The sequence below is a fragment of the Cyanobium sp. WAJ14-Wanaka genome, assembly GCF_024345375.1.
Lineage (GTDB): Bacteria > Cyanobacteriota > Cyanobacteriia > PCC-6307 > Cyanobiaceae > Cyanobium_A.
Genome location: NZ_JAGQAZ010000003.1, coordinates 155,298 through 170,686 on the forward strand (window position 1 = coordinate 155,298; position 15,389 = coordinate 170,686).

The following is a 15,389-nucleotide window of genomic DNA, read 5'->3' on the forward strand; positions in this document are numbered from 1 at the left end:
CAACGGTTGTTATTGGCCCCTGCCATGACTGGAGAATTTGCTGCAGCCTGGCTGCCCTCGGTGTTCGTGCCCCTAGTAGGGATCCTTGGGCCAGCGGTGGCCATGGCCCTGTTGTTCAACGTGATCGAAGCCCGCAACTGAGCTGCGCCCTGAGCCCAATGCCCTTCCTTCTGCCGACCTACCTATCGCCACCATGACCGTGACCCCCGTGGCCGACCCCTGCGTCGGCAATTTGGCCACCCCCGTTAACAGCAGCTATTTCAGCCGGGCATTTTTGGGTGCTCTGCCGGCCTACCGCCCTTCCCTGTCCCCGAATCGCCGCGGCTTGGAAGTTGGTATGGCCCATGGCTTCTTTCTCTACGGCCCCTTTGCCATCTGCGGCCCCCTGCGCCTCACCGAGTACGCAAGCACCGCAGGCCTCCTGGCCACCATTGGCCTGGTCTCGATCCTGACGGTTTGCCTGTCGATCTATGGCACCGCGGGCAATGGTCCGAACGTCCAGCCGGCCGATGCCACGATCGACAATCCCCCCTCCGACCTATTCACCAAGGCTGGTTGGGCTGAATTTGCCAGTGGCTTCTGGCTTGGTGGTTGCGGTGGTGCCGCCTTCGCCTGGTTCCTGGTGGGCACCTCAATCGTTGCCCCCCTGGTCAATATCGCCGGTGGCGTCTGGAGCGTTAACTAAACCAGCCCCCAAGCTCAACAAGCCCTGCCAAATCGGTGGGGCTTTTTTAATGGGCAGGCACTAGGCCAATCAACAAGCAGCCGCCCAATCAAGATGGCAGCAGCCAAGTCAGTACAACCCCATGACTATCCGCCCCCTGCTGCTGACTGGTTTCAGCCTGGCAGCAGCATTGCTCTTGGCTGGCTGCCAGAACTTTTGCCCCAAGGCCGAGCCAGCTGCTGCGGGCCATCAGGCCACCATCACCTGTCTGCGCAGCGAGCGCGCCCAGACCGATGGCATTGAGCTGAAGTGCGAAGACTGGAGCTACGTGCAAAAGAACTACCCAACTGCCTCTGGCCATAAAAAACCCCCGGGGTGAACCGGGGGTGAGGTCGTCCCTCGAGGTGGAGCAAGTGGCTGAAATCAGCCAAACTTGCCAGAAGTAGATGCGATCAGGAAGGCTGCGTACGTGAGTATGTAGCCGATCGTGAAGTGGGCAAGACCCACCACACGGGCCTGAACGATCGAGAGAGCCACAGGCTTATCGCGCCAGCCCACCAAGTTGGCGAGCGGAGTGCGCTGATGGGCCCAGACAATCGTCTCAATCAGTTCCTGCCAATAACCGCGCCAGGAGATCAGGAACATGAAGCCGGTGGCCCACACCAGGTGACCGAACAGGAACATCCAGGACCAGACGGCCAGGTTGTTACTGCCAAACGGGTTGTAACCGTTGATCAGCTGGGAGCTGTTGAGCCACAGGTAGTCGCGGAACCAACCCATCAGATAGGTGCTGGATTCGTTGAACTGGGCCACGTTGCCCTGCCAAATAGCAAGGTGCTTCCAGTGCCAGTAGAAGGTGACCCAACCCACGGTGTTCAGAGCCCAGAAAACCGAAAGATAGAAGGAATCCCAAGCTGAGATGTCACAGGTACCGCCGCGGCCGGGGCCGTCGCAGGGGAAGGAGTAGCCGAAGTCCTTTTTGTCGGGCATCAGCTTGGAACCCCGGGCATCCAGGGCTCCCTTCACCAGGATCAAGGTGGTGGTGTGCAGTCCCAACGCGATGGCGTGGTGCACGAGGAAGTCGCCAGGGCCAATCGGCAGGAACAGATCGCTGCTGCCGTTGATGGCATCCATCCAACCGGGCATGTAGGCAGCACCGGCGGTGCTGGCGGCGCTGCCGGCGTTGGACAGGAGCACATCCATGCCATACATCGCCTTACCGCTAGCGGCTTGAACGAATTGGGCAAAGACAGGCTCCACCAGGATCTGCTTCTCGGGGGTACCGAAGGCAACTACTACGTCGTTGTGGACGTAAAGACCCAGGGTGTGGAAACCGAGGAACAGGGAAACCCAGCTCAGGTGGCTGATGATTGCTTCCTTGTGCTCAAGCATCCGACCAAGGACGTTGTCCTTGTTCGCTTCCGGGTCGTAGTCGCGGATGAAGAAGATCGCACCGTGGGCGAAGGCACCGCACATCAGGAAGATGGCGATGTACTGGTGGTGGGTATAGAGGGCAGCCTGGGTGGTGTAGTCCTTTGCGATAAACGCATAGGACGGCATCGCATACATGTGCTGCGCCACCAAACTCGTCACCACACCAAGGCTGGCCAGGGCCAAACCAAGTTGGAAGTGGAGAGAATTGTTGATGGTGTCGTAAAGACCCTTGTGGCCAGCTCCAAGTGCGCCGCCAAAGGGGGTGCCCTTAGGGGGGTTGTGGGCATCAAGGATCTCCCGGATCGAATGCCCAATACCGAAGTTGGTCCGGTACATGTGGCCGGCGATCACAAAGAGACAGCCAATCGCCAGGTGGTGATGGGCAATGTCGGTGAGCCAGAGAGCTTCGGTTTGGGGGTGGAAACCACCAAGGAAGGTGAGGATGGCGGTGCCTGAACCCTCAGTCGTACCAAAGATTTGGTAGGCGGTATCAGGGTTCTGGGCATATACACCCCAGTTACCGGTAAAGAACGGCGCCAGGCCGGCGGGGTGGGGCAGAACGGAAAGGAAGTTGTCCCAACCGACGTGCTGACCACGGGCCTCAGGGATGGCGACGTGCACCAGGTGACCGGCCCAAGCAATCGAGCTGAAGCCGAACAGAACAGCCAGGTGGTGGTTCAGGCGGGATTCAGCGTTCTTGAACCAGGCCAAGGAAGGCCGGAACTTGGGCTGGAGGTGTAACCAACCGGCGAACAGGGCCCAAGCCGACAGGATCATCATGAAGATGGAACCCTGGTAAAGCTCGGCGTTGGTGGTCATACCGATCGTGTACCACCAGTGGTACAGACCGGAATAGGCAATGTTCACCGGAGAAGAAGCACCCGCTTGGGTAAAGGCAGCAATTGCGCCCTCGCCAAAGTGGGGATCCCAGATCGCGTGTGCGATGGGACGGACATGCAGCGGATCGGCGACCCACTGCTCAAAGTTGCCCTGCCAGGCGATATGGAACAGGTTGCCCGAAACCCAGAGGCCAATGATGGCCAGGTGACCGAAGTGGGTGGAGAACAGCTTTTGGTAAAGCCGCTCCTCGGTCATTCCGTCATGGCTCTCGAAATCGTGAGCCGTGGCGATGCCGTACCAAATACGGCGGGTTGTCGGGTCCTGTGCCAGACCCTGGCTAAACGAAGGAAATTTCGTTGCCATGAGGAAAGGTCAGGAGGAGGTCAGCCGACCGCGACAATGCGGGCCAGGAAGAATGCCCAGGTCGTAGCAATACCGCCCAACAGATAGTGGGCGACACCGACGGCACGGCCTTGGGTGATGGAGAGCGCCCGCGGTTGAATCGCAGGAGCCACCCTCAGCTTGTTGTGAGCCCAGACGATGGACTCAATCAGTTCTTGCCAGTAGCCGCGGCCACTGAACAGGAACATCAGGCTGAAGGCCCAGATGAAGTGGGCACCTAGGAACATCAGGCCGTAGGCACTGGAGCTCGAGCCGTAGCTGTTGATCACTTGTGCGGCCTGGGCCCAGAGGAAGTCCCGCAGCCAACCATTAATGGTGATGGCGCTTTGGGCAAAGTTGCCGTTGGTGATGTGCTGGACACTGCCGTCAGCATTGACGGTGCCCCACACGTCGCTCTGCATCTTCCAGGAGAAGTGGAAAATGACGATCGACAGGGAGTTGTACATCCAGAACAGGCCGAGGAACACGTGGTCCCAAGCCGACACCTGACAGGTACCGCCACGGCCAGGGCCGTCGCAGGGGAAGCGGAAGCCCAGGTTTGCCTTGTCGGGCACAAGCCTGGAGCTGCGCGCATAGAGCACACCCTTCAGCAGGATCAACACGGTGACGTGGATCGTGAAGGCGTGGATGTGGTGCACCATGAAGTCGGCCGTTCCCAGGGGGATCGGACCGGCGGCGACCTTGCCACCCACGGCCACAACCGTGCCGTTGAACACTTCGCTAACGCTGGCTAGGGCGTTGGGCGCTGTGCTGCCGGCGGCGGCGGCGTGGAGGCCTTGGATCCATTGCGCGAAGATGGGCTTCAGGGCAATGGCGGAGTCGCTGAACATGTCCTGGGGACGGCCCAGGGCACGCATGGTGTCGTTGTGGATATAGAGGCCGAAGCTATGGAAGCCGAGCCAAATGCACACCCAGTTGAGGTGGCTGATGATGGCGTCACGGGCCTTGAGCACCCGGTCGAGCACGTTGTCTACGTGCTTAGCGGGGTCGTAATCGCGAATCATCGCGATGGAGGCGTGGGCCCCCGCACCAACGATCAAGAATCCGCCAATCCAGGTGTGATGGGTAAAGATCGACAGCTGGGTGGGGTAATCGATCCCGATGTAGGGATAGGGAGGCATCGCATACATGTGCTGGGCCACGATGATGCTCAGGGATCCGAGCAGCGCGAGGTTCACAGCCAGTTGGGCGTGCCAAGAAGTGGTCATGAACTCAAAGAGTCCGTCATGACCATTGGGGGCAGGGAACAGGAGGGGATCACCCTTCTGGCCTTCCAGAATCTCCTTAATACTGTGGCCAATGCCCCAGTTGGTCCGGTACATGTGACCGGCCACGATGAACAGCACCGCAATCGCCAAGTGGTGATGGGCGATGTCAGTCATCCAGAGACTTCCGGTAACGGGATTCAGACCACCCTTAAAGGTGAGGAAATCGCCATAGGCGGCCCAGTTACCCGAGAAAAAGGCTGAAACACCAGCCCCGAAACCGGGGTAAATCTGGGAAATCAGATCCTGATTCAGGAACTCGTGGGGCAGGGGAATGTCTGCATAGGTGGCGATGGTCTTGCCGTTGAGCACCAGCGGGTTGCCGGCGTCGATGGCATCCATCAGCGCAGTGGTGGGAAGGGACACATGCAAGAGGTGCCCAGTCCAGGAAAGGGAGCCCAAGCCGAGGAGGCCAGCCAGATGGTGGTTGAGCATCGACTCAACGTTCTGGAACCACTCGAGCTTTGGAGCTGCCTTGTGATAGTGAAAAACGCCGGCATTGAGCATCAAGCCGGCCATCACCAGAGCACCGATGGCCAGGGCCAACAGCTGGGTTTCGTTGGTGATGCCCCAAGCCCTCCACACGTGGAAAAGACCTGAGGTGATCTGAATGCCGTGGAAGCCGGCACCCACATCGCCATTGAGAATCTCCTGGCCAAAAATTGGCCAGACAACCTGCGCGGAAGGCTTTACGTGCAGGGGATCTACCAACCAACCGGAGTAGTTGGAGAAGCGGGCTCCATGGAAGAAGGCGCCGCTAAGCCAGATGAAAATGACGGCCAGGTGGCCGAAGTGAGCCGAAAAAATCTTGCGAGAAACCTCTTCGAGGTCGCTCGTGTGGCTATCGAAATCGTGAGCGTTGGCGTGGAGGTTCCAAACCCAGGTTGTGGTTTTGGGACCCTTGGCAAGGCTGCGGTCGAAGTGGCCGGGCTTTTCGAAAAGCTCGAACGACACCGGAACTGGGTTCCGGTCGACCATGTCCTTTGCCTTGTTCCCACGCTCTGGTGGGCTGATGGTCATCGAGAGGTTCCTCGAGGGACGGAATCGAGGTGGAAGGTCCACCCCTGGAGGCGGATGCACCGGTAGAGCTGCAAAAACAGCAAAACCAACACAAACCACCGTGGGCCCCATGGGGACAACGGTCGAAACCGTCGAGCCAGCCATGGGCTCTAGCCAGAGCAAGCAGGTCCACGGAAACCGCGAAACCGCCTGATACAACTAGGGCTTGGGCCCCAGATAGGGGACCGCTGAATGGACTATAGGCTTCAAATCCAGGGCCTTTAGGGGGTCAGTTACAAAGGTTCAATCCCGGTGCATTCCAGGCCAGCACTGGGCTCTTCTAGAGGCAAAGAATCATGAACTCTGCCCATCTTTGATCGAAATAAATCTACTCAACAATCCAAATTTTTTAGATACTCGACGGCTCAATTCATAGTGGTGCCTTGCCGCAGCAGAATGCTGGCAAGTCCATGCCGAAGCCAACAAGCATGAGCGCAGGCAGCGCCGCCATCCCTCGCCAGGCCAGGCGCCCAGGGGCAAAGCGCCCCTGGACAACTTTTTTGGTGGGTTTTCTGCTGTGCGTTTTGCTGCTGCTGCCCAGCGGCTGCCAGGCCCAGGCAAAGTCGGGGGGAGGCTCGCCTGAGGCCAGCGCCAATCCCCTGGCCAAGCTCAAGCCCCTAATCAAACCAAGCGTTCCTACTGGCCAGCTCCAGGAGGTGGCAGCCCCCCTGGCAGTCCAGCAAATCCAAGCAGCCCTTGCCGATCGCCAACCCAGGATTTCGATTCAATCCCCGAGCGACGGTGCAGATCTGCCGAGCGGCAACTGGAACCTGCGCATTCAAGTGAGTGACTGGCCCCTCAGCGAAGCTGGCTCCATGGGGCCCGGCCCCCATGTGGTGGTGCAGGTCGATGGGCAAACACCAATTCAGATCACCTCAACCAATCTTCCTGGGGCCAAACCAGCAATACAAATCAGCCTGCCCCCCTTGAGCCCAGGCAGCCATCGCATCACCGCCTATGCGGCGATGCCCTGGGGAGAAGTGGTCCGCAGCCCTGGAGCTGCAAGCCAGATTCGCGTCCAGCGGGTGGCGGCTAATCCACTTACTTTGCCTAAAAAAGGCAGCCCCCAACTGCTGCTTGCCAGCCCTCCCGCGGAGATAGGAGCAGAACCCGTATTACTGGATTGGTTACTGCTAGATGCCCCCCTCCAAAGGCTGCGCGACAACGATGGAAGTTGGCGGCTAAAAGTAAATCTGAACGGCGACAGTTTTGTCACTGATAAGGACTCACCAATTTGGCTGAAGGGCTGGAAAACTGGCAGTAACAGCCTCCAATTAGACCTGCTTGATGGCAGGGGCAATCCTCTCAATTCGCCATTTAACAGCCTGGTTTCTGAAGTAATCCTCAAATCCTCGGGCCCCAAGCCCCGCTGGCAGCAACAGCCCTTGAGCCCCGCCGAGCTCGCTGTCCTAATTGGCCAGGAGCCTGCCCCCAAGCCAGAGACCATTAAGGCAAAGCCGATCGAAGAAAAAGTCAGCCAACCAGAGGCAGCCGCAAAGGAGGCAAGCCCCGAGGCACCAAAAGAAACGCCATTAAGCGAGAACTTACCTAGCGAGGACCTACCTAGCGATGACCTACCTAGCGAAGACCCACCTAAAGAGGGCCCATCAAACAAAAACGAAGTTGTCGAAGCCCCTGAAAGCGAAGAGACGGGCCCACAGGACCCAGAAGTAAATATTGAAGAACCTGAAGAGATCGGCGAGCAACCCGGCGAGCAAGAAGAACAAGCTGCAGAAATAGATGGCCAGACTGAAGAACCTAATGGCCAATATGAAGAGACTAATATTCAAGCCGAAGATACAAACTCTTTAAGCCAAAATGAGACTGGCGAACTAGAAACATCTATCCAAACTCCCGAACCCCAAGAGCCCGCACCAGACGAACCCACACCCATCGAGAGCCAGGCCCTAGAAAGCCCTGAACCAGAAGCCATTGGGGAGGCTCCCAGCATCGAACAGCCAGCTCCTAAAGAAATTTCAAACCCGGAACGCCTTGCCCCCAGCACAACGTTGGCGGGTTCGGCCCGCCAACAGGTGAGTGAAGACGGTTCCCTGATCAAGCCCAAGCGATCTGGTCCTTTTGCCGGTCTGCGCGAAAGATTCGGCGCAGGAAATCCCAATTGAACCAAGACCCACCCCAAGCACCCCTGGTTTTGGGGCTGGCTTTTAGCAATGGCGGCACTGGCCTCCTGGAGACCCTGCGCCAGGCCGGGGTGGTGAGCGAATGGGTGGGGCCGGAAGCTCTGCCCTCCTGCCAGGAAACCCTTTCGAGCCAATGGAGCAGGGCCTCAGGCTTTGTGATCGTTGGGGCCTGCGGACTGGTGACCCGCCTGGTGGCCCCACTGCTGCACGGGAAAGACACCGATCCCGCCGTGGTGGTGCTGGATGGCCAGGGCAGCTTTGCCATCCCCCTGCTAGGCGGCCATCGGGCCGGGGCTGACCAACTCAGCCAGAGGGTGGCCGCAGTGCTGGGCAGCCAGGTGGTGCTCACCGGCAGCAGCGGATCTGGCGGACGGCTTGCCCTCGATTCATTTGGCGAAGCCTGGGGTTGGCGCCGCGGCCCAGGGGGCGACTGGAAGGCCCTGATGCAAAGGGCGGCGGAGGGGCTCAGGGTGACCCAGGCCAGTGGCAACAAAGGCTGGCAAGGCTTGGCCGCCGCAGACCATTGCCAGCCAGGAGCAGAGCCCGACCTATGGGTCGGCACCGAGCAGGGGCCTGGATGCCGCTGGCATACCCCCTCCCTATGGCTAGGGCTGGGCTGCGAAAGGGGTACGAGTCGAAGTTTGATTGAGCGGCTGGTAGATGAATCCCTGGCAAAACTGCAACTTGCCCCGGAAGCCGTGGCCGGCATGGCCAGCATCGATCGCAAGGCCGATGAAGAGGGCCTCCTGGCCCTGGCCAAGGGGCGGCTTTGGCCGCAGGTGTGGCTAACCGCTGAAACCCTGGCGGCCATCGAAGTGCCAAATCCATCCCAGGTGGTGGCCGGCGAGATGGGCACGGCGAGCGTGGCCGAGGCCTCCGCCCTGGGGGCAGCAGGGCCCGGGGCGCATCTCCTGCTAACCAAAACCATCGGCCGCCCCCTAGATGGGGAGCGAGGTGCAGCCACCCTGGCGATTGCGGCTACCGAAACTCAATGGGCACCCCAGCGCGGCCAATTACACCTGGTGGGTAGCGGGCCTGGCCGACTGGACCTACTTACTGCCGATGCCCGTCGGGCCCTGGCGGAGGCCACGGTCTGGGTGGGCTATGGCCTCTATCTCGATTTACTGGAGCCCCTGCGCCGCCCGGACCAATTGCGCTGCGATGGGAGGCTCACCGAGGAACGGGCCCGCTGCGCCCTGGCCCTAGATCTAGCCAACCAGGGCCTGAAGGTGGCCCTGGTCTCCTCAGGCGACAGCGGCATCTATGCAATGGCGGGCCTAGCGCTGGAGCTATGGCTGAACCAAGACAGCCAGCAGCGGCCAAGCTTTGAGGTGCACCCTGGCATTTCCGCTCTGCAACTGGCCGCCGCCCGCGCCGGTGCACCGTTGATGCACGATTTCTGCACCATCAGCCTCAGCGACCGACTCACCCCATGGCCCGTCATTGAGCAACGACTCAAGGCCGCCGCCAGCGGCGACTTTGTGGTGGCGCTCTACAACCCCCGATCCCTGGGCCGGGAATGGCAGTTGGGACGGGCCCAGGAGATTCTCTTAACCGGGCGGCCAGGCCAGACACCGGTGGCCCTGGCACGCCAACTCGGCAGACCGGAGGAAAAAGTAAGCCTGCACAGCCTTGCCGAACTGCCAATTGAGCAGGTCGACATGCTCACCCTGGTGTTGATCGGCAACAGCAGCAGCTATGCCAAGGATGGGCTGATGGTGACCCCCAGGGGCTATCCAGGAGCCGAGATCAGCTAACAATCGGGATGACAGGATTCGAACCTGCGGCCCCTTCGTCCCGAACGAAGTGCGCTACCAAGCTGCGCCACATCCCGCTGTAGGCACTTTAGGCGACGGCCAGTTTCTAAAGTCGACAAACGCCTTGCCTGGGCCCCTTGAGCCCGACTGCCCCTTGCCCAAACCCGGTTGGCTGCGAGTAAAGGCCCCCCAACGGGAACGGATCGGTCAGGTGGCCGATCTGCTGCAGGATCTCAAGCTCAACACGGTTTGCCAGGAGGCCAGTTGCCCCAACATCGGTGAGTGCTTTGCCGGCGGCACAGCCACCTTTTTGATCATGGGCCCCGGCTGCACCAGGGCCTGCCCCTACTGCGACATCGATTTCGACAAGAGTGTGCGGGAGCTGGACCCAAGCGAACCCGAGCGCCTCGGTGAGGCAGTGGCCCGGATGGGGCTAAGCCATGTGGTGATCACCTCGGTGAATCGCGACGATCTGGGCGATGGCGGCGCCAGCCAATTTGTGGCCTGCATTGAGCAGGTAAGGCGGCGCTCCCCCCTGACCAGCATCGAACTACTGATTCCCGATTTTTGTGGCAACTGGGATGCCCTGGCGGCGGTGATGGCCGGAGCTCCGGAGGTGCTCAACCACAACATCGAAACCGTGCCCAGGCTCTACAAACAGGTCCGTCCCCAGGGGATCTACAGCCGCTCCTTGGAGTTGCTGCAGCGGGTAAGACAGGGCTGGCCGCGCACCTACACAAAATCAGGACTGATGGGCGGCCTGGGCGAAAGCGACGCCGAGGTGTGGTCGGTGATGGCCGATCTGCGCGAGCACTCCGTCGACATCGTGACCATCGGCCAATACCTCTCGCCGGGTCCCAAACACCTGGCGGTGGATCGGTTCGTCACCCCGGAGCAATTTGAGGCTTTTCGCCTATACGGCGAACAGGAGCTGGGCTTCCTCCAGGTGGTGAGTAGCCCGCTGACCCGCAGCAGTTATCACGCCGGCGAGGTGCAGCGGCTGATGAGGGAGCATCCCCGCTGAGGGGCGTTTGAGTTAGGCCGCAACGGTCTCGAGGGTTGCCAGGCCCACATTGGCCTTCTCGCTGGGGGGCACCAGCACCTTGAAGCGACCCCTCCAGCTGGTCCAATCGGCCAGGATTGCCGCTGCTTTGCTACTGCCGGTGCAGGCCAAATGGGTCTCGAGCAGTGGCTTGAGCAGGGCCTCCTGCTGGGGAGTGCTGAGGTAGCAAAGGGCGACGATCTCGGGGTTGAGTCGACCGGCCAGACCTCCGTCCTCATCGAGCAGGAAGGCAACCCCACCGGTCATGCCGGCGGCCACATTGCGGCCAGTCGAGCCCAGCACCACCACTACGCCGCCAGTCATGTACTCGCAGCAATGGTCGCCAGCGCCCTCCACCACGGTGCGCACGCCGCTGTTGCGCACGGCAAAGCGTTCTCCAGCACGGCCCAGGGCAAACAGCTCCCCACCGGTGGCTCCATAGAGGCAGGTATTGCCAAGGATCACCTGGTTGCCAGGGTCTTGGACGCCGGCGGGAGGCACCACGGTGATCCGGCCACCGTTGATGCCCTTGCCCACGTAGTCGTTGGCTTCCCCCACCAGCCGCACATCCATGCCCTGGAGCACAAAGGCACCAAAACTTTGACCAGCGGCCCCATTGAAGGTGAGCTGCAACTGGCCCTGGAAGCCCGTATTGCCGTGGCGCGCTGCAATTTCTCCGGACACCCTGGCCCCAACACTGCGGTCGGTGTTGACAATCTCCAAGCTGCGGGCCACCTGGCCGTGGCCCTCGATTGCCGCCACTAGTTCGCCGTCGGCGAGAAGTTGGTCTTCCAGGATCGGACCGTTGCCGTGGGCCTGGGCGTCATGGCGAAGCCAGGCCCTATCTGCAGCGGCAGGGATGGGATCGATCAGGCAGGAAAGGTCCAGGGCTTGGGTTTTAGCTAGGGAAACCTGGCGGGGTTCCAGCAACTCACTGCGACCAATCAGGTCCTCGAGGCGGGCCACCCCCAGGACGCTGAGCAGCTGCCGCACCTCCTCAGCCACGAACAGGAAGAAATTGACCACGTGCTCGGGCAAGCCGGTAAAACGCTTGCGCAGGGCTTCTTTTTGGGTGGCCACGCCCACCGGACAATTGTTGGTGTGGCAAACCCTGGCCATGATGCAGCCCTCGGCGATCATCGCCACGGAGCCGAAGCCGTATTCCTCAGCCCCCAGCAAGGCGGCGATCAGCACATCCCAACCGGTTTTAAGGCCACCATCTGCCCGCAGCAGCACCCGATCGCGCAGACCGTTTTCCAAGAGGGAGCGGTGAACTTCGGTGAGCCCCAACTCCCAGGGGCTGCCCGCATGCTTAATCGAGCTGAGGGGGGAAGCGCCCGTACCACCGTCGTGGCCAGAGATCTGGATCACATCGGCATTTGCCTTGGCGACGCCCGCGGCAATCGTGCCAATGCCAATTTCAGCCACCAATTTGACGCTCACCTTGGCGGCCGGGTGCACCTGGTGCAGATCGTGGATTAGCTGGGCCAGATCCTCAATCGAATAGATGTCGTGGTGGGGTGGGGGCGAAATCAGGGCCACGCCAGCCTTGCTGTTGCGGAGCCAGGCGATGTAGGGATCAACCTTGGGGCCAGGTAGCTGGCCGCCCTCTCCAGGCTTGGCCCCCTGGGCCACCTTGATTTCCAGCTGCCTACCGCTGCGCAGGTATTCGGGAGTGACCCCAAAGCGACCCGAGGCGATCTGCTTGATGGCGGAGCAGGCGGTGTCGCCGTTGCGCAGACCTTGGATCGTGGGCAGGGTTGGCGAGTGGCCGGCCGCGTCAACGTCTTGGAGCACATTGAAGCGGGCGGGATCCTCGCCGCCTTCGCCGCTATTGCTCTTGCCGCCAATGCGGTTCATCGCCACGGCGAGCACCTCATGGGCCTCGCGGGATAGGGCGCCCAGGCTCATGCCACCGGTGCAGAAGCGTGCACAGATGCTCTCGACACTCTCCACCTGGTCGAGGGGCAGGGGGGCCGGGGCCGGCTTGAGCTGCAGCAAGTCCCGCAGGGCGGTAACAGGCCTGTGCTCGAGCAGGGTCTGGTAGGTGGCGAAGTGGTCGTAACCAGGCCCTGCCTTGACTGCGGCGTGGAGGGCCTTAGCCATTTCCGGACTATTGAGGTGATATTCACCCCCGGTGCGGTACTGCACAAAGCCCATGAATTCGAGCTTGGTGCGGTTGAGCTCGGGATAGGCCTTGGTGTGGAAGGCCATCGTCTCACTGGCTAATTCGGCCAGGCTCAAACCAGCAACCCGACTGGTGGTGCCGGCAAAGGCCAGCTGGATCAGGTCTGCACCGATGCCAATCGCCTCGAAAATCTGGGCGCCGTGGTAACTGGCCAGCAGGGAAATGCCGATCTTGGAAAGGATCTTGCGCAGGCCGTCTTCCAGGGCCTTACGGACGTTGGCCTGGGCCTGTTCGGGGCTGATCGCCGGCAACTTGCCAGTTTCGATCTGCTTTTGAATTCGGGGATGGGCTAGCCAATGGCGGGTGGTTTCCCAGGTGAGCCAGGGGCATACCGCACTGGCGCCAAAGCCAATCAGGCAGGCCAAATGGTGGGTGCTCCAGCACTGGGCCGTCTCCACCACCAGAGATGCCTGGAGCCGCAGGCCCAACTGCAACAGGTGGTGATGGACGGCGCCCACGGCCAAAAGCGGCGGCATGGCCGCGGTGGTGGCATTGATGCCCCCTTTTTGGCCATCAAGGCCGAGCCGGTCGGATAAAACCAAAATTTGACAGCCATTGCGCACGGCCGCTTCGGCCCCCTGGCGCAGTTTTTGAATGGCAGCCTCCAGGCCCCCGGGTCCCTCGACCACGCTGAAGAGGGTCGAAACCACTTGGGTGGGCAGGCCCTGGTTGCCAATGGCGGCCAGCTCCGCCTCATTGAGGATGGGGCTGTCGAGATGGAGCACCTTCGCTGAAGCAGCAGCTGGCAGGAGCGCGGAGCCCCGCTCGCCCAGATGTATCTCCAAGCTCATCACCAACTTTTCGCGCAGGGGGTCTATGGGTGGGTTCGTGACCTGGGCAAAGCGCTGCTTGAAGTAGTCGTAGAGCAGGTGGGGTTTGTCGGAGAGCACCGCCAGGGGGATGTCGTCACCCATGCAGTAGGTGGGCTCCTTAGCCGCACCGGCCATGTCCTCGATCACCAGGTCGAGGTCTTCTGAGCTGAAGCCGAAGGCGGTCTGTTCGCGCAACAGCTCCAAATCGCCCAGTTGGCACTCCTGCTGCCAGGGCAAGGCCCCGAGCTTGCGCCGATGGGCCTCCAACCACTGGCCATAGGGATGGCGATCGGCAGCCTCCTGCTTCACCTCCCAGTTGCGCAGCAATCGACCCTTTTCCAGATCAACCGCCAGCATCTGGCCCGGGCCAAGGCGGCCCTTCTCGATGATCCGGCTCTCCTCCAGCTCCACCACCCCGGTTTCAGAGCCCATCACCACGAAGCCATCGCTGGTGATGCAGTAGCGGGCAGGGCGCAGCCCGTTGCGATCAAGGGTGGCCCCCACGCTGCGGCCGTCGGCAAATACCAGCAGGGCAGGGCCATCCCAGGGCTCCTGCAGGCAGGCGTTGAATTCATACATCGCCTGGATGGCCGGGCGGGTTTCCAGCTCGGGCTGCTGACGGAAGGCCTCGGGCACCAGGGTGAGCAAGCTGTCGGTAATAGGCCGGCCGCTGCGCACCAACAATTCCAAGGTGGCATCGAGGTTGGCCGAATCACTGAAGGCTGGATTGACCACCGGCTTCAGGTCGGCGGCGGCATCACCCCAGACGGCATCGAGATTAGTTTCCGCGGCCCGGGCCCAGTTGAGGTTGCCCAGCAAGGTGTTGATCTCGCCGTTGTGGCCGAGCAGGCGCATCGGCTGGGCTAGGGGCCAACGGGGCAGGGTATTGGTGCTGAAACGGCGGTGATAAACAGCAAAACTGACCGCGAAGCGTTGGTCCCATAGGTCTGCGTAGAAGCGGGCCAAGACCTCCGAACGCACCATGCCCTTGTAAACAACGGTGCGGCTGCTCAGGGAGGAGAAGTAGAGGTCGCCAGGTCCGGGGCCCCAGGCCATCCGGGCCCGATCCCCCACCCGGCGCCGCAGCCGAAAAAGCAGGGCCTCCAGGGCATCTCCCGCCACTGTTGAGCCGCTCCCCGCAGCAGGCCCAGAGGTAAGCAACCACTGGCCCATGTGCGGGGCGCTGGCACGGGCCAAGGGACCCAGCACCGCGCCATCCACTGGCACCTCGCGCCAGCCCCAGCTCTTCAGCCCAAGCCTGGTCGCTTCCTCTTCACAAAATTGAATCGCCTCCTGCCTTTTGGCGGCGTCGGCAGGCAAAAACACCATGCCCAGGCCCCGCTCCTGGCCGGAGCTGGCGGCAGCTGCAGGCCACACGGCCTCCAGGAAAGACCAGGGGATTCCGCACAGCACTCCCGCGCCATCACCGGAATCGGCGTCACCGCCACAGCCGCCCCGGTGTTCCATGCAATTAAGGCCGCGCAGGGCCTGCTGCAAAACCCAATGGCTTGCTTCGCCATACAAATGGGCCAAAAACCCCACGCCACAGGCATCTTTCTCACCCGCCACCGCTGCCGGAGCAGGGCTGTCGCAATGGGGCCAAGCGGGACGGGGAGCTAGAGGCATAACCCAGATGGTGCGGCAGAAGTCCTGAGGGATCAGTGCTGCAGTAAGCCGCTTGGGCTCCTGCACCAACAGAGCTTCTAATCCTAGGGATCGGCATCCCAGCTCGAACTACTGGTTAGCCAGGGTTAGCGTTCGGCCAACTGGGCTGCCACCGCTCCC

Annotated in this window: 9 protein-coding genes and 1 tRNA gene; 6 read left to right on the forward strand and 4 right to left on the reverse strand. The window is 61.4% G+C overall.

What is annotated here, in order from left to right:
* Positions 1 to 24: 24 nt before the first annotated feature.
* From KBY49_RS10865 to KBY49_RS10875, 3 genes are all read left to right on the forward strand, one after another.
* Positions 25 to 141, forward strand: a complete 117-nt coding sequence (locus KBY49_RS10865) for a photosystem I reaction center subunit VIII (RefSeq protein ID WP_254934834.1) — start codon at positions 25 to 27, stop codon at positions 139 to 141.
* A gap of 52 nt (positions 142 to 193) precedes the next feature.
* A complete protein-coding gene (locus KBY49_RS10870; RefSeq protein ID WP_254934835.1) occupies positions 194 to 685 on the forward strand; it encodes a photosystem I reaction center subunit XI in 492 nt (163 codons plus the stop codon).
* Positions 686 to 806: 121 nt separating this feature from the next.
* Entirely contained in the window at positions 807 to 1,043 is a 237-nt protein-coding gene (locus KBY49_RS10875) for a hypothetical protein (RefSeq protein ID WP_254934836.1), read from the forward strand.
* 44 nt (positions 1,044 to 1,087) lie between these two features.
* On the opposite strand, the gene psaB is transcribed toward KBY49_RS10875, so the two are convergent.
* Positions 1,088 to 3,301 (reverse strand): photosystem I core protein PsaB, encoded by a 2,214-nt coding sequence (gene psaB / locus KBY49_RS10880; protein ID WP_254934837.1) that lies wholly within the window; start codon positions 3,299 to 3,301, stop codon positions 1,088 to 1,090.
* A gap of 20 nt (positions 3,302 to 3,321) precedes the next feature.
* A complete protein-coding gene (gene psaA, locus KBY49_RS10885) occupies positions 3,322 to 5,625 on the reverse strand; it encodes a photosystem I core protein PsaA (protein ID WP_254934838.1) in 2,304 nt (767 codons plus the stop codon).
* Between the two features lie 467 nt (positions 5,626 to 6,092).
* Here psaA and KBY49_RS10890 point away from each other — a divergent pair, with 467 nt between their 5' ends.
* Both KBY49_RS10890 and cobJ read left to right on the forward strand, forming a co-directional pair.
* The gene (locus KBY49_RS10890) at positions 6,093 to 7,787 is read left to right on the forward strand and encodes a hypothetical protein (RefSeq protein ID WP_254934839.1); all 1,695 of its coding nucleotides are present in this window, start codon (positions 6,093 to 6,095) and stop codon (positions 7,785 to 7,787) included.
* Complete coding sequence (cobJ, locus tag KBY49_RS10895) at positions 7,784 to 9,562, forward strand: precorrin-3B C(17)-methyltransferase (RefSeq protein ID WP_254934840.1); 1,779 nt, start codon at positions 7,784 to 7,786, stop codon at positions 9,560 to 9,562. The genes KBY49_RS10890 and cobJ overlap by 4 nt, the downstream gene beginning before the upstream one ends.
* 3 nt (positions 9,563 to 9,565) lie before the next feature.
* On the opposite strand, the gene KBY49_RS10900 is transcribed toward cobJ, so the two are convergent.
* A tRNA-Pro gene (locus KBY49_RS10900) sits at positions 9,566 to 9,639 on the reverse strand.
* Between the two features lie 77 nt (positions 9,640 to 9,716).
* On the opposite strand from KBY49_RS10900, the gene lipA reads away from it, so the two are divergent.
* Positions 9,717 to 10,586 carry a lipoyl synthase gene (lipA, locus tag KBY49_RS10905; protein WP_254934841.1) on the forward strand — a complete coding sequence of 290 codons (870 nt, stop codon included), beginning with the start codon at positions 9,717 to 9,719 and terminating at the stop codon, positions 10,584 to 10,586.
* Between the two features lie 12 nt (positions 10,587 to 10,598).
* Here lipA and KBY49_RS10910 read toward each other — a convergent pair whose 3' ends face one another.
* Positions 10,599 to 15,230, reverse strand: a complete 4,632-nt coding sequence (locus KBY49_RS10910; RefSeq protein ID WP_254934842.1) for a glutamate synthase-related protein — start codon at positions 15,228 to 15,230, stop codon at positions 10,599 to 10,601.
* Positions 15,231 to 15,389: the final 159 nt, after the last annotated feature.